A 22,001-nucleotide genomic window follows, 5' to 3' on the forward strand; every position below is an offset into this window, starting at 1 on the left:
GCGCCGCGGCGATGGGCGTGGTTCCCGTCCGGCCGGGCGGGATCAGATGGCGCGCTGATTGACCTGCTTCGACAATGCTTCGGCACTTTCCTTGCGCTCGCTGTAGCGGTCCACCAGATAGGGCGCGACGTCGCGTGTGAGCAGGGTGAACTTCACCAGCTCCTCCATCACGTCGACGATGCGATCGTAGTAGGCGGAGGGCTTCATGCGGTCGTTCTCGTCGAACTCGAGGAAGGCCTTCGCCACCGAGGACTGGTTGGGGATGGTGAGCATGCGCATCCAGCGCCCGAGCACCCGCATCTGGTTGACCGCGTTGAAGGACTGCGAGCCGCCGCACACCTGCATCAGCGCCAGGGTCTTGCCCTGGGTCGGACGAACCGCGCCGACCGCGAGCGGAATCCAGTCGATCTGCGTCTTCATGATGCCGGTCATCGCGCCGTGACGCTCGGGCGAGCACCACACCATGGCCTCGGCCCATTGGGCGAGCTCGCGCAGTTCGACCACCTTGGGGTGGGTGTCGGGCGCGTCGTCGGGCAGCGGCAGGCCGCTCGGGTAGAAGATGCGCGTCTCCGCGCCCATCGCGCGCAGCAGGCGGGCGGCCTCCTCCGTCGCCAGGCGGCTGAACGAGCGTGCGCGCAGCGAGCCGTAGAGCAGCAGGATACGCGGCGGATGGGTCGAGAGCCGCGCGCTGTGCAGCTGTGCGGGGTCGGGCACGCGGAACAGGGCCGGGTCGATGTTGGGCAGCTCGGGCAGGGGCTCAGACACGGCGCCCCTCCGCATCGACCACCTGCTCGCCGTCCTCCTTGGTGAAGGCGCCGCGCTGGACATGCGGCAGGATCTCGAGCACCACCTCCGAGGGACGGCACAGCCGGGTGCCGAGTGGAGTGACCACGATCGGGCGGTTGATCAGGATCGGGTGCGCCATCATCGCGTCGATCAGCTCGTCGTCGGTCTTCGCCGGATCGCCGAGGCCGAGCTCGCTGAAGATCGCCTCCTTGGCGCGCATGATGCCGCGCACGCCGAGGCCGGCGGCGCCGATCAGCTCGACCAGCTTCTCGCGCGCCGGCGGGGTCTTCAGGTACTGGATGACGGTCGGCTCCTCGCCGCTGTTGCGGATCATCGCCAGCGTGTTGCGCGAGGTGCCGCAGCGCGGGTTGTGGTAGATCGCGATGTCGCTCATCAGCGTATTTCCTCTTTCATGACGGGCTGCGCCGCCGCGACGGCGGCGGGCGCGAACCAGTGTTGCGTGCGGTTGACGATCGCCACCAGGGACAGCATCACCGGCACCTCGACCAGCACGCCGACCACGGTCGCCAGCGCCGCGCCCGAGTTCAGGCCGAACAGCGAGATCGCCACCGCCACCGCGAGCTCGAAGAAATTGGAGGTGCCGATCAGGCAGGCGGGGCCGGCGACGTTGTGCGGCAGCTTCAGGGACTTGGCGGCGATGTAGGCGATCAGGAAGATGCCGTAGCTCTGCACCATCAGCGGCACCGCGATCATCCCGATCACCATCGGCTGGTCGACGATGGTGCGCGCCTGGAAGCCGAACAGCAGCACCACGGTGGCGATCAGGCCGACGATGGACCAGGGCTTGAGCCGACCGACGAACGCCGCCACCGCCATCGGCGAACGACGCTCGAGCACATGCCGCGTCGCCATGCCGGCGAGCAGCGGCAGCACCACGTAGAGCACGGTCGACAGCACCAGGGTTTCCCACGGCACGGTGATGTCGGTGACGCCGAGCAGGAAGGCGGCGATCGGCGCGAAGGCGAACACCATGATGATGTCGTTCACCGACACCTGCACCAGGGTGTAGTTGGCGTCGCCCCGCACCAGCTGGCTCCACACGAAGACCATCGCGGTGCACGGCGCCACGCCGAGCAGGATCATGCCGGCGATGTATTCGCTGGCGGACTGCGGATCGACCCAGGGCGCGAAGATGTAGTGGAAGAACAGCACGCCGAGCGCCGCCATGGTGAAGGGCTTGATCAGCCAGTTCACCACCAGGGTCAGGACCAGTCCGCGTGGCTTGCGGCCGACGTCCTTCACCGCGTGCCAGTCGATCTGGATCATCATCGGGTAGATCATCACCCAGATGAAGACCGCCACCACCAGGTTCACATGTGCGAACTCGATCGCGGCGATGCCCTGGAAGGCGCCCGGCATGACCAGCCCGAGGCCGACCCCGGCGAGGATGCCCAGGCCCACCCAGACGGTCAGGAAGCGTTCGAACAAACCCATATCGATTCTCCTGGTGCCCGCATCAGCATTCGAGACCGTCGGCGCAGGCGGCGCGCGTCTCCGCACAGCGCTCCGGCATGCCGTCGCAGCACTCCGCGGTGAGGAACACGATCAGCTCGCGCATCAGCGACAGGTTGGCGCGGTAGCGCTGGTAGCGCCCCTCCTGCTCCACCGACACCAGCCCGGCGTGGGTGAGCGCCTTCAGGTGGAAGGACGCGTTGGTCGGCGGCAGGTCGAGCGTGGTCGAGATTTCCCCGGCCACCAGGCCGTCCGGACCCCTGCGCACCAGCAGCCGGAAGATGTCGAGCCGGATGCCGGAGGACAGCGATTCGAAGACGGCGAGTGCAGCGGCTTTTTCCATGATCACCTTCGTGCTTCGTCGACTGGATCGTCCGCCGGGCGATCCGTCGCGCTCCAACAGGTCAATATTTTTAGCAGACTTGAATAGACCGCAACGATAGGGGATTCCGGGGCGCAGATCAACAGGCACTCAGGGCCCAGCGTCGCCCACGGCATCCCGCCACCCGCGCCCCCGGCCGCCGCCGATCGCCTACACTGGGAAAAACCAGAGGCGCACGGCACCGCAAGCGTCCGCTCGAGCAAGCCCTTTCACTTCACCGAGGAGACACAGATGGAGATCATCCAGCAGATTCTCAGCAACTTCCGCGACACGCTGCCGAACAACAGCAAGACCGCGGAGGCGATCGAGCGCGGCGCGAGTGCCGAGGAAATCGCCAATAGCGCGAGCGCCGAAGGCCTGCATGCGCTTTCGGGTGCGCTGTTCGAAGCGCTCGAACAGCAGAACGCCACCGGATCGCCAGGCGAATCCGACAACAGCGTGCTCGGCGCGCTGAGCACGCGACTTCGCGACTTCCGCACCCAGTTGCCCGACACCAGCGCAACCGCGCAGGCGATCGATCGCGGCGCCCCCCTCGAGGAAATCTCCGAAGCCGCGCAACAGGAAGGACTGAGCTCGCTCGCGGCGATGCTGATGGAGGCCGAGCAGGAGCAGGCCAGGGGCTGACCGCCTGCCGATCGTGGAAGCACGGGCTCCGCGCCCGTGCTTCTTTCCCGCCACGCGGATGCGCACATCCGCACCTTCTTCCGCACTCATGACGACACTCTCCAGATTCCTCTCCTGCCTCGCGATCGGCACCGCGCTGATTGCCCCCGCGGCCGCCAGTGACACCTTCAGCCTCGACCACCGGGAGGTCGCGGCCGGCGTGCACGCCCTCGTCGGACCGACCGGCGGGCGCACCTACGACAACCACGGCCTCAACGCCAATTTCGGCGTCATCGACACTGCCGAGGGCGCCGTGCTGATCGACAGCGGCGCCTCGCGGCAGGGCGCGCAGCTGCTCGAAGCCGAGGCCACCCGGCTTACCGGCAAGCCGGTGCGCTGGGTGATCAACACCGGCGTGCAGGATCACCGCTGGCTGGGGAATGGCTACTTCCGCGGCAAGGGCGTGGAGGTGATCGCGCTCGCCCGCACCGCCGAGGCGCAGGAGAAGAACGCCCTCGCCCAGCTCGACGGCCTGCGCCCGGTGCTGAAGGAGCGGCTCGACGGCACCGCGCCGGTGACCGCCGACCGCCGCCTCGAGGGCGCCCACGAGACGCTCGACCTGGGCGGACGCCTCGTCGAGATCCACTACTTCGCCGATGCCCATTTCCCGGGCGACGTGGTGGTGTGGCTGCCGCAGGAGGGCGTCGCCTTCGCCGGCGACCATGTCTATGTCGACCGCCTGCTCGGCATCCTGCCGCAGAGCAATGCCGAGAGCTGGCTCGAGGCCTTCCAGGCGCTCGTGGCGCTCGAGCCGAAGGTGATCGTCCCGGGCCATGGCGCCGTCACCGACCTCGCCCGTGCGCAGGCCGACACCGGCGACTATCTCGCCTTCATCGTGAGCGGGGTGAAGGCGCTGGCCGAGGACATGGCCGGGGTGGACGAGGCGGTCGCGCAGCTCGGCGACGCACCACGGTTCTCCCGCCTGGCGAACTATGACGAGCTGCACCGCGGCAACGTCAACCGGGCGTATCTGCGTTTCGAGTCGGCCGAGTGAGCATCGTGGTCGAAGAGGGCGACTACGCCTTCGCCCACCTCGGGGGCGCAGCGGAGTGTGATCCTAATCGGCAAGGATCGTGAATACGGGATCGAGGGGCGGATCATCCGGCACCGCGCGCAAGCTGCACGGAACCGGGAGATCGGGACACGGCATGACGAACAAGGTCAAAGCGGCGCAGCAAAACAGACACTGGCACGCCATCGAAGCGGGCAACGCCGCGCAGCGCCTGCAGGTCGACCCGGCGCGTGGCCTGGACGCCGCCGAGGTGAGCAAGCGACAAGCGCTCTACGGCCCCAACACCCCGTCGCAGCGGCATGGCCGAGGGCCGCTGCTGCGCCTGCTGCTGCAGTTCGTCCAGCCCCTGGTGCTCGTACTCGTGGTGGCCGGTGCCGTCACCGCCGCGCTCGGAGAGTGGATCGATTCGAGCGTGATCTTCGCCGTGGTGCTCATCAACGCCGTGGTCGGCTTCCTCCAGGAGGGCAAGGCCGAGGCGGCGCTCGCCGCGCTCGCGCGCGTGATCGCCACCGAGGCCAGCGTCACCCGCGATGCGCGCCGAACGCGCATCGACGCCGTGCAACTGGTGCCGGGCGACGTCGTTCATCTTGCCGCCGGCGACAAGGTGCCGGCGGATCTGCGCCTGCTGCACAGCCGCGAACTGCGCACCGCCGAGGCCGCGCTCACCGGCGAATCCACCCCGATCGACAAGAACCACGCGCCACTGCCCGCGCCCACTCCGCTCGCCGACCGCCGCAACATGGCCTATACCGGCACGCTGGTGGTCGCCGGTCGCGCCACCGGGGTGGTGGTCGCGACCGGGGACGACACCGAGACCGGCCGCATCGCCCGCCTGATCGGCGCCGCACCCGACCTGGCGACACCGCTCACGCGCAAAATGGGCGTGTTCGCCCAACGCCTGCTCGTCGCCATCCTGCTGCTCGCGGCGCTGACCTTTGCGGTCGGCGTGTGGCGCGGGCAGCCGCTGTTCGACATGTTCATCGCCGCCGTGGCGCTGGCGGTGGGCGCGATTCCCGAGGGTCTGCCCGCGGCGATGACGATCACGCTCGCGATCGGCGTCGCGCGCATGGCCAAGCGCCGCGCCATCATCCGCAAGCTGCCGGCGGTGGAGACGCTCGGCAGCACGACGGTGATCTGCTCCGACAAGACCGGCACGCTGACCCAGAACGAGATGGTGGTGCGCGAGGCCTGGGCAGGCGGCGCGCGTTTTACCTTCACCGGCAACAGCTACGCCCCGGAAGGCCGCATCGAGCACGCCGGCCTGCCGGTCGCGCCCCGCGGCGCCCTGCGCGCCGCGCTGGTGGCCGCTGCGCTGTGTAACGACGCCCGCCTGCGCCGCGACAACAACCAGTGGGTGATCGACGGCGACCCGACCGAGGGCGCGCTCATCACCGCCGCACGCAAGGCCGACCTGGATGAGGACACGCTCAACGCGGTGTTCCCGCGCCGCGACGAGCTGAGCTTCGACGCCGCGCGTCAGTTCATGGCCACGCTGCACGAGGTTGACGGCCAGCACATCGTCTATGCCAAGGGCGCAATCGAGAAGCTGTTGCCCGCCTGCACCACCATGCTCGATGATGACGACGGCCTGGTCGGGGTCGATGTCGCCACCATCAGCAAGGTCGCGGTGCGGATGGCCGAAGAAGGCCTGCGCGTGCTGGCGCTGGCGCGCTCCGAGCTGTCGCCCGACCATGTGCTGACGCACGAGCACCTGCGCGAAGGGCTCGTCTTCCTCGGGCTCGTCGCCATGATCGACCCACCGCGTCCGCGCGCGATCAGCGCGGTGCGCACCTGCCACGCCGCCGGCATCCGCGTGAAGATGATCACCGGCGACCATCCGGGCACGGCGATGGCGGTCGCGCGCCAGCTCGGCATCATGCGCGACGGTGAAGCGGCCCTGACCGGCCGCGCGCTGGCAGCACTCGACGACGACGCCTTGCGCTCGGCAGCCGCGCGCGTCGATGTCTTCGCCCGCGTCGAGCCGGAGCAGAAGCTGCGCCTCGTGCAAGCCCTGCAGGCCAACGGCGAGGTGGTGGCGATGACCGGCGACGGTGTCAACGACGCCCCTGCCCTGCGCCAGGCGGACATCGGCGTGGCGATGGGCCTGGGCGGTACCGAAGTCGCCAAGGAAGCCGCCGAGATGGTGCTCACCGACGACAACTTCGCTTCCATCGAGGCGGCGGTGGAGGAAGGCCGCGGGATCTTCGACAACCTCGTCAAGTTCATCGCGTGGACGATCCCCACCAACGCGGGCGAAGGCCTGGTGATCCTGGTCGCGGTGTTCGCCGGCACCGCACTGCCGATCACGCCGCTGCAGATCCTGTGGATCAACATGAGCACCGCCATCCTGCTCGGCATGAGCCTCGCGTTCGAGCCGGCCGAGCCCGGCATCATGCGCCGTCCGCCACGACCGCCCGCCGCGCCGATCCTGGATCGCGGCCTGATGCTGCGGATCCTGCTGGTGAGTCTGCTGATGCTGGGCGGCGCCTTCGGCCTGTTCGAACTCGCGGTGCACCAGGATCGCACGCTCGAGGAGGCGCGCACCCTGGCCACGAACGTGTTCGTCGCCATCGAGACGGCCTACCTCTTCAGCTGCCGCTCGCTCGATCGCGCCCCCTGGGCGCTCGACGGCTTCGGCAACCCCTGGGTCTGGGCGGGCAGCCTCGCGATGCTCGCGCTCCAGATCGGCTTCACCTACCTGCCCTGGGCCAATCGCATCTTCCAGACGACCCCGCTCGGCGCGGCCGACTGGGCGATGATCGCCGCAATCGCCGCCTCCAGCTTCCTCATCGTCGAGTTCCAGAAGGGCCTGACAGGAATGCTGCGACGTCGCGCCGCCCGCATGGCGTAACGTTAACCTCGTTAACGTCGAAGCCGCTCCCATTCACAAAACTTGCCCCGGCGTTAACGGCAGATCCCTATAGTGGATGGGTGATTTCTCCACCGGGCGCACCGGGGCTCGGACTTCGGCGCAGTTCCTCTTCGGTGAATCAGTGAGCACGGAGACAGAGACGTGAATAAGCAAGCAATCGAACTCGCCGCCCCATCCGTTGCCGACGAAACCGGTCACAAGCGCGAGTGGCCCAGATTCCTGCTCCTCGCCTTCGTCGGCCTGCCCATCGCGATGGTGCTCGCGATCGCGGCCTACGGCTTCGTGGTGTGGTTTCTGCAGATCCTTTTCTTCGGCCCGCCGTCCTGACTCCTGACCTTGCGCGGGAGGCGCCCAGCGCCCCCGCCGGTGCGGCACTCGGACAACACGCAGGAGCAACATCATGAAAAAGCTCATCCGCTTCATCGGAGACCTTTTCCTGAAGCCATCGGTCAGGATCGGACTCGGGGTGCTCGTCACCGGCGGCTTCATCGCCGGCGTGCTCGCATGGCAGGGCTTCAACACCGCCATGGAAGCGACCAACAAGGAGGAGTTCTGCATCAGCTGCCACACGATGCACGACAACCTCCTGCCCGAACTGCAGAAGACGGTGCACTGGAACAACCGCACCGGGGTCCGGGCGCGCTGCCCCGACTGCCACGTGCCGCACGAATTCACCGACAAGGTCGCGCGCAAGATGCAGGCTAGCCGCGAGGTGTGGGGCCATCTGGTGGGCACCATCGGCACGCGGGAAAAGTTCAAGGAGCACCGTATCGTGCTCGCGCAACGTGAATGGACGCGCTTCGCCGCCAACGGCTCCAGGGAGTGCCGCGCCTGCCACGACTACAAGGACATGGACTTCGACAAGATGCGGCCCGCCTCGCAGGTGGCGATGCGCAACGCGGCGGCGCGTGACCAGAGCTGCGTCGACTGCCACAAGGGCATCGCGCACCAGTTGCCCGAGATGAAGGGCGCGCGCAACCCGGCATTCGACACCCTGGTGTCCTCGGCATCCTCTCAGCGCGTGGCTGCGGGCGAAACCTATTACCTCGCCGTTCCGCAGGTGCTGTTCGCCGACGAGGGACTGAGCCAGCGCATCGGCTCGATCGAGGTCGCCGCGCCGGTGAAGGTGCTCGAGATCAAGGGCGACGCCCAGCGCGTCGAGCTCGCACTGTGGCGCAAGAACAAGGGCTACGGTCGCGTGTGGTACAGCGACTTCGGGCTCAACATCACCAGCGCCATCCTCGACAAGGAAGTCGCCCGCGACGAGAACCTCGTCAAGGTGCTCGACAGCCGCGAAGACCCGATGACCGGTCTCGAGTGGCAGCAGGTCACGGCGAGCGCCTGGATGCCGAAGGGCAGCCTGATCGACAGCGTCGAGCCGGTGTGGACGATCGCCCGCGCCAGCTACAACAGCAGCTGCAGCGTGTGCCACCGCCAGCCTGACGAAGCGCACTTCGACGCCAACACCTGGCCTGGCCTGTTCGGCGGCATGGTCGGCTTCACCAGCATGGACGAAGACACGGCACGCGTGGTGCTCAAGTACCTGCAGACCCATTCTTCCGATTTCAGCACGACGCAGCACGGCCCCGGCGCGCCCGACAGCACGCTGCAGACGGCCCGTCCTTGATCAGGGGGTGAACAAAATGAACTACTCTCGGCGAGGTTTCCTCAAGGCGATGGCAGCGATGTCGGGCAGCGCGATGGTCGCGCCCGGCCTGCTGACCGCTCGCTCCGCCCTTGCCGCCAGCGAGGCGGCTGCCGCCACCGAGGACATCACCACCTGGAAGATCTCCGGCTCGCACTTCGGCGCGATGCGCGCCAAGGTGGTCGGCGACCGGGTGGTGGAGATCCGCCCCTTCGAGCTCGACAAGCATCCGACCGAGATGATCGACGGCATCAAGGGCCTGATCTACGGCCCTTCGCGGGTGCGTTACCCGATGGTGCGGCTGGACTGGTACCGCAGGCGCCACCTCAGCGACACGAGCCAGCGCGGCGACAACCGCTTCGTGCGGGTGAGCTGGGACGAAGCGATCGACCTCTTCTACGAGGAGCTCGAGCGCATCCAGAAGGAGCACGGCCCGTGGGCGCTGCACACCGGCGGCGTGGGCTGGCGCTCGGTGGGCCAGGTGCATAGCTGCGGCAACCACATGGTGCGCGGCGTCGGCATGCACGGACGCAGCGTAGGCACCGTGGGCGATTACTCGACCGGCGCGGGTCAGATCATCCTGCCCTACGTGCTCGGCTCGACCGAGGTCTATTCGCAGGGCACCTCCTGGGAACTCATCCTCGAGCACAGCAAGCTGGTGATCTTCTGGGCCAACGACCCGATCAAGAACCTGCAGGTGGGCTGGAACACCGAAACCCACGAGGCCTACGCCTACTACGAGCAGCTGCGACAGAAGATCGCCGACAAGTCCGTGCAGGTGATCTGCCTCGACCCGGTCAGGAGCAAGACGCTCAACTACCTCGGCGCCGAGCACCAGTACGTCAATCCGATGACCGACGTGCCGCTGATGCTGGCGATCGCGCACACCCTGGTGAAGGAAGACCTCTACGACAAGGCCTTCCTCGACACCTACGCCCTCGGCTTCGACCGCTTCGTCCCCTACCTCGAAGGCAGGGGCGAGGACGGCATCGAGAAGACCCCGGAGTGGGCGGCCGCGATCTGCGGCGTGCCGGCCGACCGCATCCGCGAGCTGGCGCGGCTGATGGCGCAGCACCGCACCCAGCTCATCTTCGGCTGGGCGATCCAGCGCCAGCAGCACGGCGAGCAGCCCTACTGGATGGGCGCGGTGCTGGCGGCGATGCTCGGCCAGATCGGCCTGCCGGGCGGCGGGGTCAGCTACGCGCACCACTACAGCTCGGTGGGCGTGTCCTCCTCGGGCGCGGCGATGCCGGGCGCCTTCCCGCTCAACCTCGATCCGGGCCGCAAGCCCAAGCACGACAATACCGATTACAAGGACTACAGCACGGTGATCCCGATCGCGCGGGTGATCGACGCCCTGCTCGAACCCGGCAAGGAGATCGACTTCAACGGCGGCAAGGTGAAGCTCGCCCCCTACAAGATGGCGATCTTCAGCGGCTGCAACCAGTGGCACCGCCAGCCCCAGCGCAACCGCATGAAGGAAGCCTGGCGCAAGCTCGAGACCGTGGTCGCGATCGACTACAACTGGACCGCCACCTGCCGCTTCGCCGACATCGTGCTGCCCGCGTGCACGCCGTACGAGCGCAACGACCTCGACGCCTACGGCTCGTACAGCAACCGCGGCGTGATCGCGATGCAGAAGCTGGTCGACCCGCTGTTCCACTCGCGCAGCGACTTCGACATCTTCCGCGCCCTCACCCGCCGCTTCAACCGCGAGCAGGAATACACCCGTGGCATGGACGAGATGCAGTGGGTGGAGAAGATCTACGAGGACTGCCGCGCCGAGAACGGCCTCAAGGACATCGCGATGCCGCCCTTCACCGAGTTCTGGAAGCAGGGCTACGTGATGTTCGCCGAGGGCAAGCCCTAGGTGCGCCACGCCGACTTCCGCGACGACGCCGAGGTCCATGCGCTCGGCACGCCGTCGGGCTTCATCGAGATCTTCAGCCGCAAGATCGAGCGCTACGGCTACGCCGACTGCAAGGGCCATCCGGTGTGGATGGAAAAGGCCGAGCGCTCCCACGGCGGTCCCGGCTCCGACCGCTTCCCGCTGTGGCTGCAGTCGGTGCACCCGGACAAGCGCCTGCACTCGCAGCTGTGCGAATCGGAGGAGCTGCGCGCAACCTACGCGATCCAGGGGCGCGAGCCGGTGTTCATGAGCCCGCAGGACGCCGCCGCGCGCGGCATCTCGCACGGCGATCTGGTGCGGGTGTTCAACGACCGCGGCCAGCTGCTGGCCGGCGCCCATGTCTCGGACGACTTCCCGCCGGGCGTGGCGCGGATCCAGGAAGGCGCCTGGTACGGGCCGACCGGCCCGGAGATCGGCGCGCTCGACACCTACGGCGACCCCAACACGCTGACGCTCGACATCGGCACCTCCAGCCTCGCCCAGGCCACCAGCGCCAACACCTGCGTGGTCGACATCGAGAAGTTCGTCGGCAAGGCGCCGCCGGTGACCGCCTTCGGTGGCCCGACCGAGGTCGATCCGGACGGGCGCGAGGTGCAGGCCACATGAGCGCAGGCGAGCAAGGCGCGATCGACGCCGCGGAGTGGGCGCTCGCGAGCGCCGAGCGCAGCAGGCTCTACGGCTGGTTCTCGGCGCTTTACGCCAAGGAGGTGTCCGAGGACATGTACCGGACCCACTTCGCGGAGGGTGCTTTCGCGCCCTTCGCAGGCTTGGGCGGACTCGGCCTCGAGGCGGAGCTTAGACGGCTGGAGGCCGCGATCGCGTCGCTGCGCGGCACCGACCTGCCCCGCCTCGAGCTGGCGGCGGATTTCGCCCAGCTCTTCCTGCTCGACGGCAAGACCAGCGCCCTGCCCTACGCCTCCGCCTACGAGGGCAAGGAGGCCGCCTCGCCGCTCTACGGCGCGGCCGAGGCACGGATGCGGGACTTCCTCGCCGCCCGCGCACTCTCGATCCAGTCCGACTTCCGCGAACCCGCCGACCACCTCGCCGTGCCGCTGGCGCTGATGGCCGACCTGGCGGAGAAAGACGCCGCTCGCAACGACATTGCCGCGGCCGCCACTGACCAGGCCACCTTCCTGCGCAGCGCGCTGCTCGACTGGCTGCCGCGCTTCGTCGGACGCTGCCAGCAGGCCGCGCCGCGCTTCGATTTCTATCCTGCGCTCGCCACCCTGCTGGTCGGTTTCCTGCGGGCCGACCAGCTGTTCCTCGACGACGTCGGGGTCGGCGGACGAGAGGCGGCCGCCCGGGCCGGGTGAGCGAAAGCCAGGCTGGGTCTGGCGGGTGGCGCGAAAGCACGCCCAATCCTCGCCGGCGCGCATGTGCTTGCTGCATCGCAGCGAGTCCGCTACCCTGCCGGGGCTGCCGACCGCCTCCGCCCCGGTTCCCGCGCGGACTACACGAGCGGAAAGCCCCTCTTCCTGCGACACCGACGAGCGACCCATGTAAGCCTTGCCCCAGCCTGCGAGCTGTTTTTCTTTCTTCCCGCTCGCGCGAGGCTTGCTGCAACGCGTTCGCTCGATCCGCCCCTGTCCGGCCGATCCCGCGCCTGAATCCGGCGCCCCCGCGCATCCGCCCCGATGCGCGCTTCCGGACACCCCCGCCCACGCTTTGGGGCGAGGCTTCATTTGCGAACCGGCCTCACGCGAGTTCCTGCGTTCCGTTGCGGACGCGCGCCCACTTCGATGGACCGATAACGACAAATGAAATCCTTCCAGCAGGACTGGCTGTCCAATATTCGCAATGATCTGCTCGCCGGCCTCGTCGTCGCGCTGGCGCTGATTCCCGAGGCGATCGCCTTCTCGATCATCGCCGGCGTCGATCCCAAGGTCGGCCTCTACGCCTCGTTCTGTATCGCGGTGGTCATCGCCTTCACCGGCGGCCGCCCGGGCATGATCTCGGCCGCTACCGGGGCCATGGCGCTGCTGATGGTCACGCTGGTCAAAGAGCACGGCCTCGAATACCTGCTCGCCGCCACCGTCCTCACCGGCGTGCTGCAGATCGTCGCGGGCTGGATCCGGCTCGGCGCGCTGATGCGCTTCGTGTCGCGCTCGGTGGTCACCGGCTTCGTCAACGCGCTCGCCATCCTGATCTTCATGGCCCAGCTGCCCGAGCTCACCGACGTCAGCTGGCACGTCTATGCGATGACCGCCGCCGGCCTCGGGATCATCTATCTGTTCCCCTACCTCACCCGCGCGATCCCCTCGCCGCTGGTCACCATCGTAGTGCTCACCGCGGTGGCCATCATGCTCGATCTCGACATCCGCACTGTCGGCGACATGGGCGAGTTGCCCGACAGCCTGCCGGTGTTCCTGCTGCCGGACGTACCGTTCAACCTCGAGACGCTCGCCATCATCTTCCCCTACTCACTGACCCTCATGGTGGTGGGCCTGCTCGAGTCGCTGATGACGGCGACCATCGTCGACGACCTCACCGACACCCCCAGCGACAAGAACCGCGAGTGCGTCGGCCAGGGCGTGGCCAACATCGCCAGCGGCTTCATCGGCGGCATGGCGGGCTGCGCGATGATCGGGCAGTCGGTGATCAACGTGAAGTCGGGCGGCCGCGGCCGGCTGTCGACGCTGTCGGCGGGCCTCTTCCTGCTCGCGCTGCTGATGCTGGTGGGCGACTGGGTGGCGCAGATCCCGATGGCAGCGCTGGTGGCGGTGATGATCATGGTGTCGATCGGCACCTTCGACTGGAACTCGATCCGCAAGCTGCGCGAGAACCCGCCGAGTTCCAGCGTGGTGATGATCGCCACCGTCGCGGTCACCGTCGCCACCCACGACCTGGCGCAGGGCGTGCTGGTTGGCGTGCTGGCCTCGGGCTTCTTCTTCGCGCACAAGGTTGGCCGCCTGCTGCGCGTGCGTTCGATCGCCGAGGACGAAGGTCGCCAGCGCCGCTACACGATCAGCGGCCAGGTCTTCTTCGCCTCGGCCGACGCCTTCGTCGCCGCCTTCGACTTCCGCGAAGTGATCGACAAGGTGGTGATCGACGTGTCGCGCGCCCACTTCTGGGACATCACGGCGGTCAGTGCGCTCGACAAGGTGGTGGTCAAGTTCCGCCGCGAAGGCACGGAGGTCGAGGTCGTCGGCCTCAACGAGGCCAGCGCAACGATGGTCGACAGGTTCGCCGTGCACGACAAGGACGGGGCCGACGACCTGCTGATGGGCCACTGAGGAGAACGGCATGAACAAGCAAGACAGGAAAGTGCTGGCCTGCGTGGACCAGTCCCACTTCGCCGATACCGTCGCCGAGTACGCCGCCTGGGCCGCGCACCGCATGGAGGCACCGCTCGAGCTGTTGCACGTGATCGATCGCCACCTCGAACAGGGCTCGGGCGAGGACCACAGCGGCGCGATCGGCATCAACGCGCAGGAACACCTGCTGAGCGCGCTCAGCGACAAGGAGGCCGCGATCGCCCGCGGCAAGCGCGAACAGGGCCGCCTCTTCCTCAACCGCCTGCGCGAGCGTGCGCTGGCCGCCGGCGCCCCGTCGGTCGACATGCGCCAGCGCCACGGCGCGCTCGACCAGACCCTGGCCGAGCAGGAGGCCGGCGTTCGCCTCTTCGTCCTCGGCCGTCGCGGCGCCTCGGCCGCGACCGCGCAGCCGGGCAGCGCGAAGGCGCTCGGGCGCAACGTCGAGCGCGTGGTGCGCGCGGTGCACAAGCCGATCCTCACCGTCACCGAAGGCTTCAAGGCGCCGGCGCGCGTGATGCTCGCCTACGACGGCACCGCGGTCACCCGCAAGGGGGTGGACATGATCGCCGGCAGCCCGCTGTTCAAGGGCCTGCCGATCGACATCGTGATGGCGGGCAAGGAACGCGGTGACGCCGATCGCCAGCTCGGCTGGGCCCGCGAAGCGCTCGAGGCGGCCGGATTCCGGGTCGTCGCCGACTACCTGCCGGGCGACCCGGAAACGGTCATCGCCCGCGAGATCGCGGCGCGCAGCATCGACATGCTGCTGATGGGCGCCTGGGCTCACTCGCCGCTGCGCTCGCTGATCTTCGGCAGCAAGACCACCGATCTGCTGCGCGCAGCGACGATTGCGACCCTGCTGCTGCGGTAGTCGCGGCAGGCACAGGCCGGCCGAAGCGCACCGCGCCGCACCGTCTGCAAGCCGCTAGAATCGGGTGATCCCGTCGTCAGTCATCGGCGCGTCCGCCGGCGCGCCGGCAGGCGGCGGCAGCAACGCTTCGACGCCCACGAGGCCCGCCCCGGCGGGACCGCGGCGAGTGCATTCACAGCGAAGGCCGGAATGGGAGCGAGTCACGAAGAGGCGCGGAAATACCCGCTGGCAGCGGCGCGACTGTTCGACAGATGTCGGGGAGCGCTGGTGGAAAGCGGCTTCACGATCGAGCGCGAACTGCCAGCCGAAGGGCGCATCGAGGCAAGCGGCGGGGTCAACTGGAAGTCCTTCGGCGAGCACATCGAGCTCCGGGTGGAGGGGGCCACCGTCCATGTGCGCAGCAGCTGCAAGGTGAGCACGACGGTGTTCGATTTCGGCCGTAACAGGCAGAACGTCGATGCGGTATTCAAGGCGCTCGAATCCTCGCTCGCTCGAATGCCGCCGGACCGCTCCGGGAGCGTTGAGGCCACCCCCTCCAGCCCGGCAGACATCGCGCTGGGATCGGCAGATGCCTCGCCCGAAGTCTTCGTTTCCTATGCCTGGGGCGGCGAAAGCGAAGCCCTCGTCGACCGCCTCGAGCGCGTGTTCGCCGCGCGTGGCATCGCGGTCGTGCGCGACAAGCACGCCTTGGGCTACAAGGCCGACATCCACGCCTTCATGCAACGACTCGGCCGCGGCCGCTGCGTCATTGCGGTGATCGGCGACAAGTACCTGCGCTCGCCGCACTGCATGTTCGAGTTGATGCAGGTCGCAGCACGGGGCGACTTTCAGGACCGCGTCTTCCCGGTCCTGCTCGATGACGCGAAGATTCAGCGTGCGGCCGAACGGGTGCGTTACGTGCAGCACTGGGAGGCGCAGATTCGGGAACTCGACGAAGCCCTCAAGACCGTGTCCGCTGCCGACCTGAAAGGGTTCAGGGAGGAGATCGACCTCTACACCGAGATCCGCCGCACGATCGCGGAACTGACCGCCATTCTCCGAAACATGAATACGCTTTCGACGCAGATGCACAGCGAAACCGATTTCGTCGCCCTCGTCGATGCGGTCAGCGCCAGACTGACAGCACGGTCTTGACGTTCGCCGCCCGGGCGCCCCTGGAACTGGCGGTGCGCCGCCATGCGGCCCTGCTGTTCGTGCTGCTGTTCGTGCTGCTGGTCGCGCTGACCGTCGCGCTCGTTTTGGCCTGGATGCGTTCAGTGCGCTAGATCCGCGGGCGAATCAATCGCCGGCCGGTTTCTGGTACTGCCGCATGAACCGCCGGTCGATCCAGTCCTTCCAGCGCCATGCGAGCGCGCCGCTCGCAGCGAGCCCGCCCCATGACACGATCGCCTCCTTCGGCCCCGTCGCCAGCAGGTACAGGCTTCTCCGCTGGGGCCGGTAAGGCAAGGGGTCGCGCCCCGCGAGCGCGCGCTGCAGGTTGGCCGTCAGCACCGGCCCGGCTCGCACCGCATGCACACCGGACTTCGGCCGCGGTGCATCGACGCGCGTGGCGACGTCGCCCGCCGCGAAAACCTGCGGGTGCGAGGCGCTTCGCTGGCCCGGTCCCACCGCGACGAAGCCGTCCGGCGCCAGCGCAAGCCCGGCGCCTGCGAGCCACGTCGGAGGGCGCACGCCGGTCGCCGCCACAATCCACTGCGCGCGCACCGGGCCGCCCGCAAGGGTCTCGAGGCCGTCGCGCCCGGCCCGGACGCGCGCCTCGACGAGTTCGACACCCTGCTGTGCCAATGCCGTGCGCACCCGCCTGACTACGCCGGGGGCGTGCCCCGGAAGCAGCGTGTCGCCGGATGCAAGCACCACCCTCGGTGCTTCGCTGCCGGTCTCCACGCGCAATCGATAGGCGACCGCGAGCGCCAGTTCGACCCCCGCCGCGCCACCCCCGCAAACCGCCACGCGGCTGCCGGGATCGCGCACGAGCGCCGCATGCGCGTCCCGCCATCGCGCCACGAAGGACTCGAGCGGCCGCACCGGGAGCACGCCGGGATGGGTGGCCAGCGCCGCCTCGAGCGCGAGCCCCGCGCCGGTGTCGAGCGACAGCAGGTCGTAGGCGACGACACGCCCGTCCGCCAGGCGGACGCGACGTTGATCCGCGTCCATGCCCACCACCGCCCCCTGAACGTAGCGCACGCCCGCGGCCCGGGCCAGCGGCGGGATGGGCGCGACGCATTCTTCGATACGGTAGTGGCCGGCGATCCAGCCGGGCACCATGCCGGAATAGATCTGGCGCGGATGGGGCGAGATCAGCACCACCTCGACGCCGCGCCAACGCCCCTCGCCCAACGCTCGCAGCACATGCAGGTGGGCGTGTCCGGCGCCGGCGAGCACGAGCCGCTTCATGTCCGCTCCGCCGGCGCGACCGCCGCGCGGACCGCCGGGCTAAGTGCGGCCAGCCGCTCGAAGTCCTCGGGCCGGTCCACATCCCACAGGGCTGCCGGTTCGTGCCAGCGCAGCCCGAGCGCGCGCAGGCGTTCCCGCGTCTGCTCCATGACGCGGTCGGTGCTCCAGTCGATGTCCGCGAACAGGCGCGGATCGGCACGACGGAGCGCGATCAGCACGTAACCCCCATCCTCGGCCGGCACGACCACCGCATCGTGCTGGCCGAGCGCGCGTGCAACGCGACGGATCAGCACCGGCGTCAGCACCGGGCAGTCGGTGCCGATGATCAGCATGCCGGCCGGCGTGCGCGATGCTGCCGCGGCCGCCTGCATGCGCACGCCGAGATCACCTTGCGGCTGGGACAGCAGCCGGACCTCGCCCGAGGCCAGGCAGCGCTCGAAGTCCGGATGCCCGGTGTCCGGCGCGCACCAGAGGCTCACCGGCCCGAGGTCCGCCCTCACCGCCACCCGCACCGCGCGCCGCAGCAGCCAGCGCTGCAGCGCTGCCGCCCCCTCGCGGCCGAGATGCGGAATCAGCCGCGTCTTCGCAAAACCGGCCACCGGCGCCTTTGCGAGGATCGCCAGCTCGATGGCCGCAGGCTGCCCGTGCCCGCCGCTCATCGGGGCGCGTAGCCGTAAGCGCGTGCGAGCGCCTCGGGCGAGGCGCCGAGCCAGAAGCGCAGGCGCAGCCACCACATCGTGAGCACCGTCCGCACGACACCGTGACGCGCCCAGCGTCGCCCCGAGGTTTCGACCCTCGTGCGCAGACAGGCCGGACGCGCGATCGCGCGCAGGCGCCGCGACAGCACGATGTCTTCCATCAGCGGGATTTCCGGAAAACCGCCAGCACGGTCGAAGGCCGCCCGGGTGCAGAACATGGCCTGGTCGCCGGTCGCGATGCCGGTCAGGCGCGAACGCAGATTCATCGCCCAGGCCACCATCGCGAGCGCGGCTGGGCCATCGACGATGCGCACGTCGAAACGACCCCAAGGGGAAGCGTCGCCGATCGCCTGGCGAACCGCCGGCAGCGCATCGGCCGGCAGCCGGGTATCGGCATGCAGAAAGAGCAGTGCCCTGCCCCGCGCACAACGCGCGCCCGCGTTCATCTGCCGCCCCCGCCCCCGGCCCGCCTGTTCGACACGGTCCGCCAGCGGCGCCGCCAGCGCGACCGTGTCGTCCCTGCTGCCGCCATCGACGACGACGAGTTCCACGCCGTGCGCACGCAAGCCCTGAAGCGCCTGCAGGTGCTCGACGACGCCGGCGGCCTCGTCGAGCACCGGGATCACGATCGACAGCTCATGGGGCTGGACCTCGATCCCGGGCGCCGCCATCGACTCCTCCCTGCGATCCTTCACGCTCATGCCCTCGTCGGAATGCTCACCATGACCTGATCCACCGTCAGCCCGCCGCCCCCCGGCGCCAGTCGTGGAAGCGCTTCACCCAGCCGAGCAAACGCTTGGGCGCGTGCGCCCGCTTCCAGTTCCCCGCCACGTACTTGTTTGCTTCGGCCAGGGTCGGATAGATGTGGATGGTGCCGAGAATCCTGTTCAGGCCGATCCCCTGCTTCATCGCCAGCACGTATTCCGCGATGAGGTCGCCCGCATGCTCGCCGACGATGGTCACGCCGAGAATACGGTCCTTGCCCGGCACCGTCAGCACCTTGATGAAGCCGTGCGCCTCGCTGTCGGCGATCGCGCGATCGAGGTCGTCGATGCCGTAGACCGTCACTTCGAAGGCGATGCCCTGCGCGCGCGCCTCCTGCTCGTTGAGCCCGACGCGGGCGACCTCGGGTTCGACGAAGGTGGCCCAGGGGATGACCCGATAGTCTGCCTTGAAGGTCTTGAACGGAGCGAACAGGGCGTTGACCGCCGCATACCACGCCTGATGGGCGGCAGTGTGGGTGAATTGCCAGGGGCCGGCGACGTCGCCCGCGGCGTAGATGTTGGGGTAGTTGGTCTGCAGCAGGGCGTTGGTCTCGATCGTCCGCGCGCAGCGCGCGCAGCGCACGCCGAGCTCCTCGAGCCCGTAGCCGCTCAGATTGGCGCTGCGTCCGAGCGCAAGGAGCACCGTGTCGAAGGGAACGCGCACCGCTTGGCCGGCATGATCGGCGATCAGGACCTTGTCGTCGCCCTCCCGCACGAAGGCCTTGGCGTGGTGGCCCAGGCGCAGATCGATGCCTTCGGCGCGAAAGCGCTGCATCACCAGCTCGGAAACATCCGCATCCTCGCGCGGCAACAGGCGCGGTCCGCGGTGAAGCAGCGTGACCCGGGCGCCGAAGCGCGCGAACGCCTGGGCAAGCTCGCAGCCGATCGGCCCGCCGCCCAGCACCAGCAGCCGGCGCGGCAGTTCGCGCAGCGACCACACGGTGTCGGAGCTCAGGTAGCCGACCTCTTCTAGCCCCGGCAGATCGGGCACCGCGGGACGTGCGCCGGTGGCGACGACGATGGCGCGCGTGGTGAGGCGTCGATGCTCACCCTCGGCCGTCTCGATCTCCACCGCCCAGGGCGACACGATGCGCGCGGCGCCCTGCACCACATCGACGCCGAGCGCGGTGTAGCGCTCGGCCGAGTCGTGCGGCGCAACTTCACGGATGATCCGCTGCACCCGCTCCATGACCTCGGCGAAGTCGAAACGCGCCTCGGCCGATGCAACGCCGAACTCGCTCGCTCGCGAAACGTGCGACAGGAACTTCGCGGAGCGGATCAGCGCCTTCGAGGGCACGCAACCGGTATTGAGGCAGTCGCCCCCGAGCTTGTCCCGCTCCACCAGCGTGACCTTGGCCTTCACCGCCGCGGCGATGTAGGCCGTCACCAGGCCGGCGCTGCCGCCACCGATGACGATCAGGTTGCGGTCGAAACGTGCGGGTCGGGGCCAGCGCGCAGCGACCCGCTGGCCCCGGATGCGCTCCACCACCCGCCGCGCGATGAGCGGAAACACGCCCAGGATGGCGAACGAGCCGAGCAACGCCGGCGACAGGATTCCGCCCAGGCTGTCGATGCGGGCGAGTTGCGTGCCGGCATTCACGTACACCACCGTGCCGGGGAGCATGCCGATCTGGCTCACCCAGAAGAAGGTCCGGGTGCGCATCGCGGTCAGCCCCAGCAGCAGATTCACCAGGAAAAAGGGGAACACCGGCACCAGGCGCAGGGTGAACAGATAGAACGCCCCTTCGCGCCGGACGCCCTCGTCGATCGACGCGAGGCGCTGGCCGAAGCGCTGGCCGACCCAGTCGCGCAGCAGGAAGCGCGCCAGCAGGAAAGCGGCGGTGGCACCGAGCGTCGACGCGAATGACACCACCACCGTCCCCCACAGCAGGCCGAACACCGCTCCGCCGGCCAGGGTCAGCAGCGCGGCCCCGGGAATCGACAAGGCCGTGACGACCACGTAGATGACGAAATAGATGGCAATGCTCGCCACCGGGTTGCGGTCGCGAAAGCCTTCGATCGCGGCCTGCTGCGACTTGAGGAACGCCAGGTCGAGATACTGCCCGAGGTCGAAGAAGAAGAAGCCACCGATCGCGACGGCGATCACCAGCAGCAGCACCCGCTTGCGGCGATTCATCACGCGCTTACCGAGGGTCGCCGTGCGCGGCAGCTACGGACGCATCCTGCATGCCGTCGGACGCGTGCTCGAGCGCGCCGCCGCAGCTGCTCCCCTGTCCCGCGGTACAGCCGTAACAGTGCGTGGCGACACGGATCGCGTGACCTTCGAGGTCCGCATCGAGCAGGTCGGACAGGTGGGTCGGCGCCTGCGGACGGACACGGAGAGGCAGCCCGAGCATCTGGTTGAAGTCGCAGTCGAACACCTGCCCCTGCCAATTCACCGAGACCAACGAACGGCACATCACGCCGGCCCGGTTTTCCGGGCGATAGGCGTCCTTGAGCAGGCTCATGTAGCCGTCGAACTGCCCGCGCGAGACGAGCTGGCTGCCGAAGCGCTGGATCGGCATGTTAGTCAGCGTGAAAAGCTGGTTGAACACCACGCCGTAGCGCGCCGCCAGTTCGCGTTTGTAGGTCTGCTCGAGCGCCTGCTGAGCCGGGGGCAGGCTCGGGCCGAGCGGGTTGTAGACCAGGTTCAGCACCAGGCCGGTGTCGGGCCGGCCATAACCGAGCGCGTTCAGGGTCCGCAGGCCTTCGAGGCTGGCGCGGAACACGCCGTCGCCGCGCTGGGCATCGACGTTGTCTTCCAGATAGCACGGCAGCGAGGCGGTGATCTCGACCCGGTTGTCGGCAAGGAAGTCCGCGAGCCACTCGTAGCCCGGTTCGCTCAGGATGGTGAGGTTGCAGCGGTCGATGACACGCAGTCCGGTCGCCCGCGCTTCGGTGACGAGGCGACGGAAGTGCGGATTCATCTCCGGCGCGCCGCCGGTGAGATCGAGCGTGGCCACGCGGTGCCGACGCGCCACCGCGAGCAGCAGGACCATCGTCTCCCAGCTCATCTCCTCGGTGCGGCGCGGACTTGCCGCCACATGGCAGTGCAGGCAGGCCTGATTGCAGCGATAGCCGAGATTGGCCTGCAGCGTTTCGAGCCGAGCTCGCGAGAGCGCGGGGAAGTCGGTCTCGACCAACAAGGGAAATGTGTCGCGCATGGATGGGCTCCGTCTCCGTTTCGTCCTTTAGTCGGAGCATGAACCGAATCCACACATCGTGTCAGTACGCAAGCTGCCGCCTTGTGCGCTCCCTGCAGGAAGATTTCCCCGTCCACG

Annotated in this window: 21 protein-coding genes; 12 read left to right on the plus strand and 9 right to left on the minus strand. The window is 68.6% G+C overall.

Going from position 1 to position 22,001, the window contains the following annotated elements; genetic code table 11:
- Positions 1-42: 42 nt before the first annotated feature.
- Genes arsH through BB334_RS06490 form a run of 4 tightly spaced genes read right to left on the minus strand, consistent with a single transcriptional unit; the run spans position 43 to position 2,602 of the window.
- A complete protein-coding gene (gene arsH / locus BB334_RS06475) occupies positions 43-780 on the minus strand; it encodes an arsenical resistance protein ArsH (protein WP_158014369.1) in 738 nt (245 codons plus the stop codon).
- Complete coding sequence (gene arsC / locus BB334_RS06480) at positions 758-1,180, minus strand: arsenate reductase (glutaredoxin) (RefSeq protein WP_068805902.1); 423 nt, start codon at positions 1,178-1,180, stop codon at positions 758-760. Before arsC ends, arsH begins: the two co-directional genes overlap by 23 nt.
- Positions 1,180-2,241, minus strand: coding sequence for an ACR3 family arsenite efflux transporter (gene arsB / locus BB334_RS06485; RefSeq protein WP_068805905.1), 1,062 nt, complete (start codon positions 2,239-2,241; stop codon positions 1,180-1,182). Before arsB ends, arsC begins: the two co-directional genes overlap by 1 nt.
- A gap of 22 nt (positions 2,242-2,263) precedes the next feature.
- On the minus strand, positions 2,264-2,602 hold the full coding sequence (locus BB334_RS06490; RefSeq protein WP_068805908.1) for an ArsR/SmtB family transcription factor: 339 nt from the start codon (positions 2,600-2,602) through the stop codon (positions 2,264-2,266).
- Positions 2,603-2,872: 270 nt separating this feature from the next.
- Here BB334_RS06490 and BB334_RS06495 point away from each other — a divergent pair, with 270 nt between their 5' ends.
- The 12 genes from BB334_RS06495 to BB334_RS18780 all read left to right on the plus strand — a co-directional run bounded on the left by BB334_RS06495 (position 2,873) and on the right by BB334_RS18780 (position 16,129).
- Positions 2,873-3,265 carry a hypothetical protein gene (locus BB334_RS06495; RefSeq protein ID WP_068805911.1) on the plus strand — a complete coding sequence of 131 codons (393 nt, stop codon included), beginning with the start codon at positions 2,873-2,875 and terminating at the stop codon, positions 3,263-3,265.
- An 88-nt stretch (positions 3,266-3,353) separates the two neighbouring features.
- A complete protein-coding gene (locus tag BB334_RS06500) occupies positions 3,354-4,298 on the plus strand; it encodes an MBL fold metallo-hydrolase (RefSeq protein ID WP_068805915.1) in 945 nt (314 codons plus the stop codon).
- A gap of 154 nt (positions 4,299-4,452) precedes the next feature.
- The gene (locus tag BB334_RS06505) at positions 4,453-7,167 is read left to right on the plus strand and encodes an HAD-IC family P-type ATPase (protein ID WP_068805917.1); all 2,715 of its coding nucleotides are present in this window, start codon (positions 4,453-4,455) and stop codon (positions 7,165-7,167) included.
- 162 nt (positions 7,168-7,329) lie between these two features.
- On the plus strand, positions 7,330-7,515 hold the full coding sequence (locus tag BB334_RS06510) for a periplasmic nitrate reductase, NapE protein (protein ID WP_068805920.1): 186 nt from the start codon (positions 7,330-7,332) through the stop codon (positions 7,513-7,515).
- Between the two features lie 73 nt (positions 7,516-7,588).
- The gene (gene torC, locus BB334_RS06515; RefSeq protein ID WP_068805923.1) at positions 7,589-8,815 is read left to right on the plus strand and encodes a pentaheme c-type cytochrome TorC; all 1,227 of its coding nucleotides are present in this window, start codon (positions 7,589-7,591) and stop codon (positions 8,813-8,815) included.
- Between the two features lie 16 nt (positions 8,816-8,831).
- Positions 8,832-10,703: a trimethylamine-N-oxide reductase TorA gene (torA, locus tag BB334_RS06520; protein ID WP_232756665.1), complete on the plus strand. Its 1,872-nt coding sequence runs from the start codon at positions 8,832-8,834 to the stop codon at positions 10,701-10,703.
- On the plus strand, positions 10,704-11,348 hold the full coding sequence (locus BB334_RS18600) for a molybdopterin dinucleotide binding domain-containing protein (RefSeq protein WP_232756666.1): 645 nt from the start codon (positions 10,704-10,706) through the stop codon (positions 11,346-11,348).
- Positions 11,345-12,055 carry a molecular chaperone TorD gene (gene torD / locus BB334_RS06525; RefSeq protein WP_068805926.1) on the plus strand — a complete coding sequence of 237 codons (711 nt, stop codon included), beginning with the start codon at positions 11,345-11,347 and terminating at the stop codon, positions 12,053-12,055. Before BB334_RS18600 ends, torD begins: the two co-directional genes overlap by 4 nt.
- A 444-nt stretch (positions 12,056-12,499) precedes the next feature.
- Positions 12,500-13,975, plus strand: coding sequence for a SulP family inorganic anion transporter (locus tag BB334_RS06530; RefSeq protein WP_068805928.1), 1,476 nt, complete (start codon positions 12,500-12,502; stop codon positions 13,973-13,975).
- 10 nt (positions 13,976-13,985) lie between these two features.
- Positions 13,986-14,864 carry a universal stress protein gene (locus BB334_RS06535; RefSeq protein WP_068805931.1) on the plus strand — a complete coding sequence of 293 codons (879 nt, stop codon included), beginning with the start codon at positions 13,986-13,988 and terminating at the stop codon, positions 14,862-14,864.
- Between the two features lie 411 nt (positions 14,865-15,275).
- Positions 15,276-15,998, plus strand: a complete 723-nt coding sequence (locus tag BB334_RS06540) for a toll/interleukin-1 receptor domain-containing protein (protein WP_198531190.1) — start codon at positions 15,276-15,278, stop codon at positions 15,996-15,998.
- Positions 15,995-16,129 carry a hypothetical protein gene (locus BB334_RS18780; protein WP_269798992.1) on the plus strand — a complete coding sequence of 45 codons (135 nt, stop codon included), beginning with the start codon at positions 15,995-15,997 and terminating at the stop codon, positions 16,127-16,129. Before BB334_RS06540 ends, BB334_RS18780 begins: the two co-directional genes overlap by 4 nt.
- A gap of 13 nt (positions 16,130-16,142) precedes the next feature.
- Here the strand turns inward: BB334_RS18780 and BB334_RS06545 are convergent, their stop codons facing one another.
- The 5 genes from BB334_RS06545 to arsS are packed head-to-tail and all read right to left on the minus strand — an operon-like array spanning position 16,143 to position 21,884.
- The gene (locus tag BB334_RS06545) at positions 16,143-17,258 is read right to left on the minus strand and encodes an FAD-dependent oxidoreductase (protein WP_068805934.1); all 1,116 of its coding nucleotides are present in this window, start codon (positions 17,256-17,258) and stop codon (positions 16,143-16,145) included.
- Positions 17,255-17,917 carry a TIGR04282 family arsenosugar biosynthesis glycosyltransferase gene (locus BB334_RS06550; RefSeq protein ID WP_068805937.1) on the minus strand — a complete coding sequence of 221 codons (663 nt, stop codon included), beginning with the start codon at positions 17,915-17,917 and terminating at the stop codon, positions 17,255-17,257. The genes BB334_RS06545 and BB334_RS06550 overlap by 4 nt, the downstream gene beginning before the upstream one ends.
- Entirely contained in the window at positions 17,914-18,657 is a 744-nt protein-coding gene (locus tag BB334_RS06555; protein ID WP_068805940.1) for a TIGR04283 family arsenosugar biosynthesis glycosyltransferase, read from the minus strand. Before BB334_RS06555 ends, BB334_RS06550 begins: the two co-directional genes overlap by 4 nt.
- 37 nt (positions 18,658-18,694) lie before the next feature.
- Entirely contained in the window at positions 18,695-20,857 is a 2,163-nt protein-coding gene (locus BB334_RS06560) for an FAD-dependent oxidoreductase (RefSeq protein WP_068805944.1), read from the minus strand.
- 7 nt (positions 20,858-20,864) lie between these two features.
- A complete protein-coding gene (arsS, locus tag BB334_RS06565) occupies positions 20,865-21,884 on the minus strand; it encodes an arsenosugar biosynthesis radical SAM (seleno)protein ArsS (protein ID WP_068805946.1) in 1,020 nt (339 codons plus the stop codon).
- Positions 21,885-22,001 lie beyond the last annotated feature (117 nt).

This window comes from Thauera phenolivorans (genome assembly GCF_001696715.1).
Classification (GTDB): Bacteria; Pseudomonadota; Gammaproteobacteria; order Burkholderiales; family Rhodocyclaceae; genus Thauera; species Thauera phenolivorans.

Coding starts and splice junctions, on each gene's coding strand:
- torD (WP_068805926.1), top strand. CDS start 11,345: ATGAGCGCAGGCGAGCAAGGCGCGATCGACGCCGCGGAGTGGGCGCTC.
- BB334_RS06535 (WP_068805931.1), top strand. CDS start 13,986: ATGAACAAGCAAGACAGGAAAGTGCTGGCCTGCGTGGACCAGTCCCAC.
- BB334_RS06495 (WP_068805911.1), top strand. CDS start 2,873: ATGGAGATCATCCAGCAGATTCTCAGCAACTTCCGCGACACGCTGCCG.
- arsC (WP_068805902.1), bottom strand. CDS start 1,180: ATGAGCGACATCGCGATCTACCACAACCCGCGCTGCGGCACCTCGCGC.
- arsH (WP_158014369.1), bottom strand. CDS start 780: ATGCGGAGGGGCGCCGTGTCTGAGCCCCTGCCCGAGCTGCCCAACATC.
- BB334_RS06550 (WP_068805937.1), bottom strand. CDS start 17,917: ATGAGCGGCGGGCACGGGCAGCCTGCGGCCATCGAGCTGGCGATCCTC.
- BB334_RS06545 (WP_068805934.1), bottom strand. CDS start 17,258: ATGAAGCGGCTCGTGCTCGCCGGCGCCGGACACGCCCACCTGCATGTG.
- BB334_RS06505 (WP_068805917.1), top strand. CDS start 4,453: ATGACGAACAAGGTCAAAGCGGCGCAGCAAAACAGACACTGGCACGCC.
- BB334_RS06490 (WP_068805908.1), bottom strand. CDS start 2,602: ATGGAAAAAGCCGCTGCACTCGCCGTCTTCGAATCGCTGTCCTCCGGC.
- arsS (WP_068805946.1), bottom strand. CDS start 21,884: ATGCGCGACACATTTCCCTTGTTGGTCGAGACCGACTTCCCCGCGCTC.
- torC (WP_068805923.1), top strand. CDS start 7,589: ATGAAAAAGCTCATCCGCTTCATCGGAGACCTTTTCCTGAAGCCATCG.
- BB334_RS06500 (WP_068805915.1), top strand. CDS start 3,354: ATGACGACACTCTCCAGATTCCTCTCCTGCCTCGCGATCGGCACCGCG.
- torA (WP_232756665.1), top strand. CDS start 8,832: ATGAACTACTCTCGGCGAGGTTTCCTCAAGGCGATGGCAGCGATGTCG.
- BB334_RS06530 (WP_068805928.1), top strand. CDS start 12,500: ATGAAATCCTTCCAGCAGGACTGGCTGTCCAATATTCGCAATGATCTG.
- BB334_RS06560 (WP_068805944.1), bottom strand. CDS start 20,857: ATGAATCGCCGCAAGCGGGTGCTGCTGCTGGTGATCGCCGTCGCGATC.
- BB334_RS06555 (WP_068805940.1), bottom strand. CDS start 18,657: ATGAGCGTGAAGGATCGCAGGGAGGAGTCGATGGCGGCGCCCGGGATC.
- arsB (WP_068805905.1), bottom strand. CDS start 2,241: ATGGGTTTGTTCGAACGCTTCCTGACCGTCTGGGTGGGCCTGGGCATC.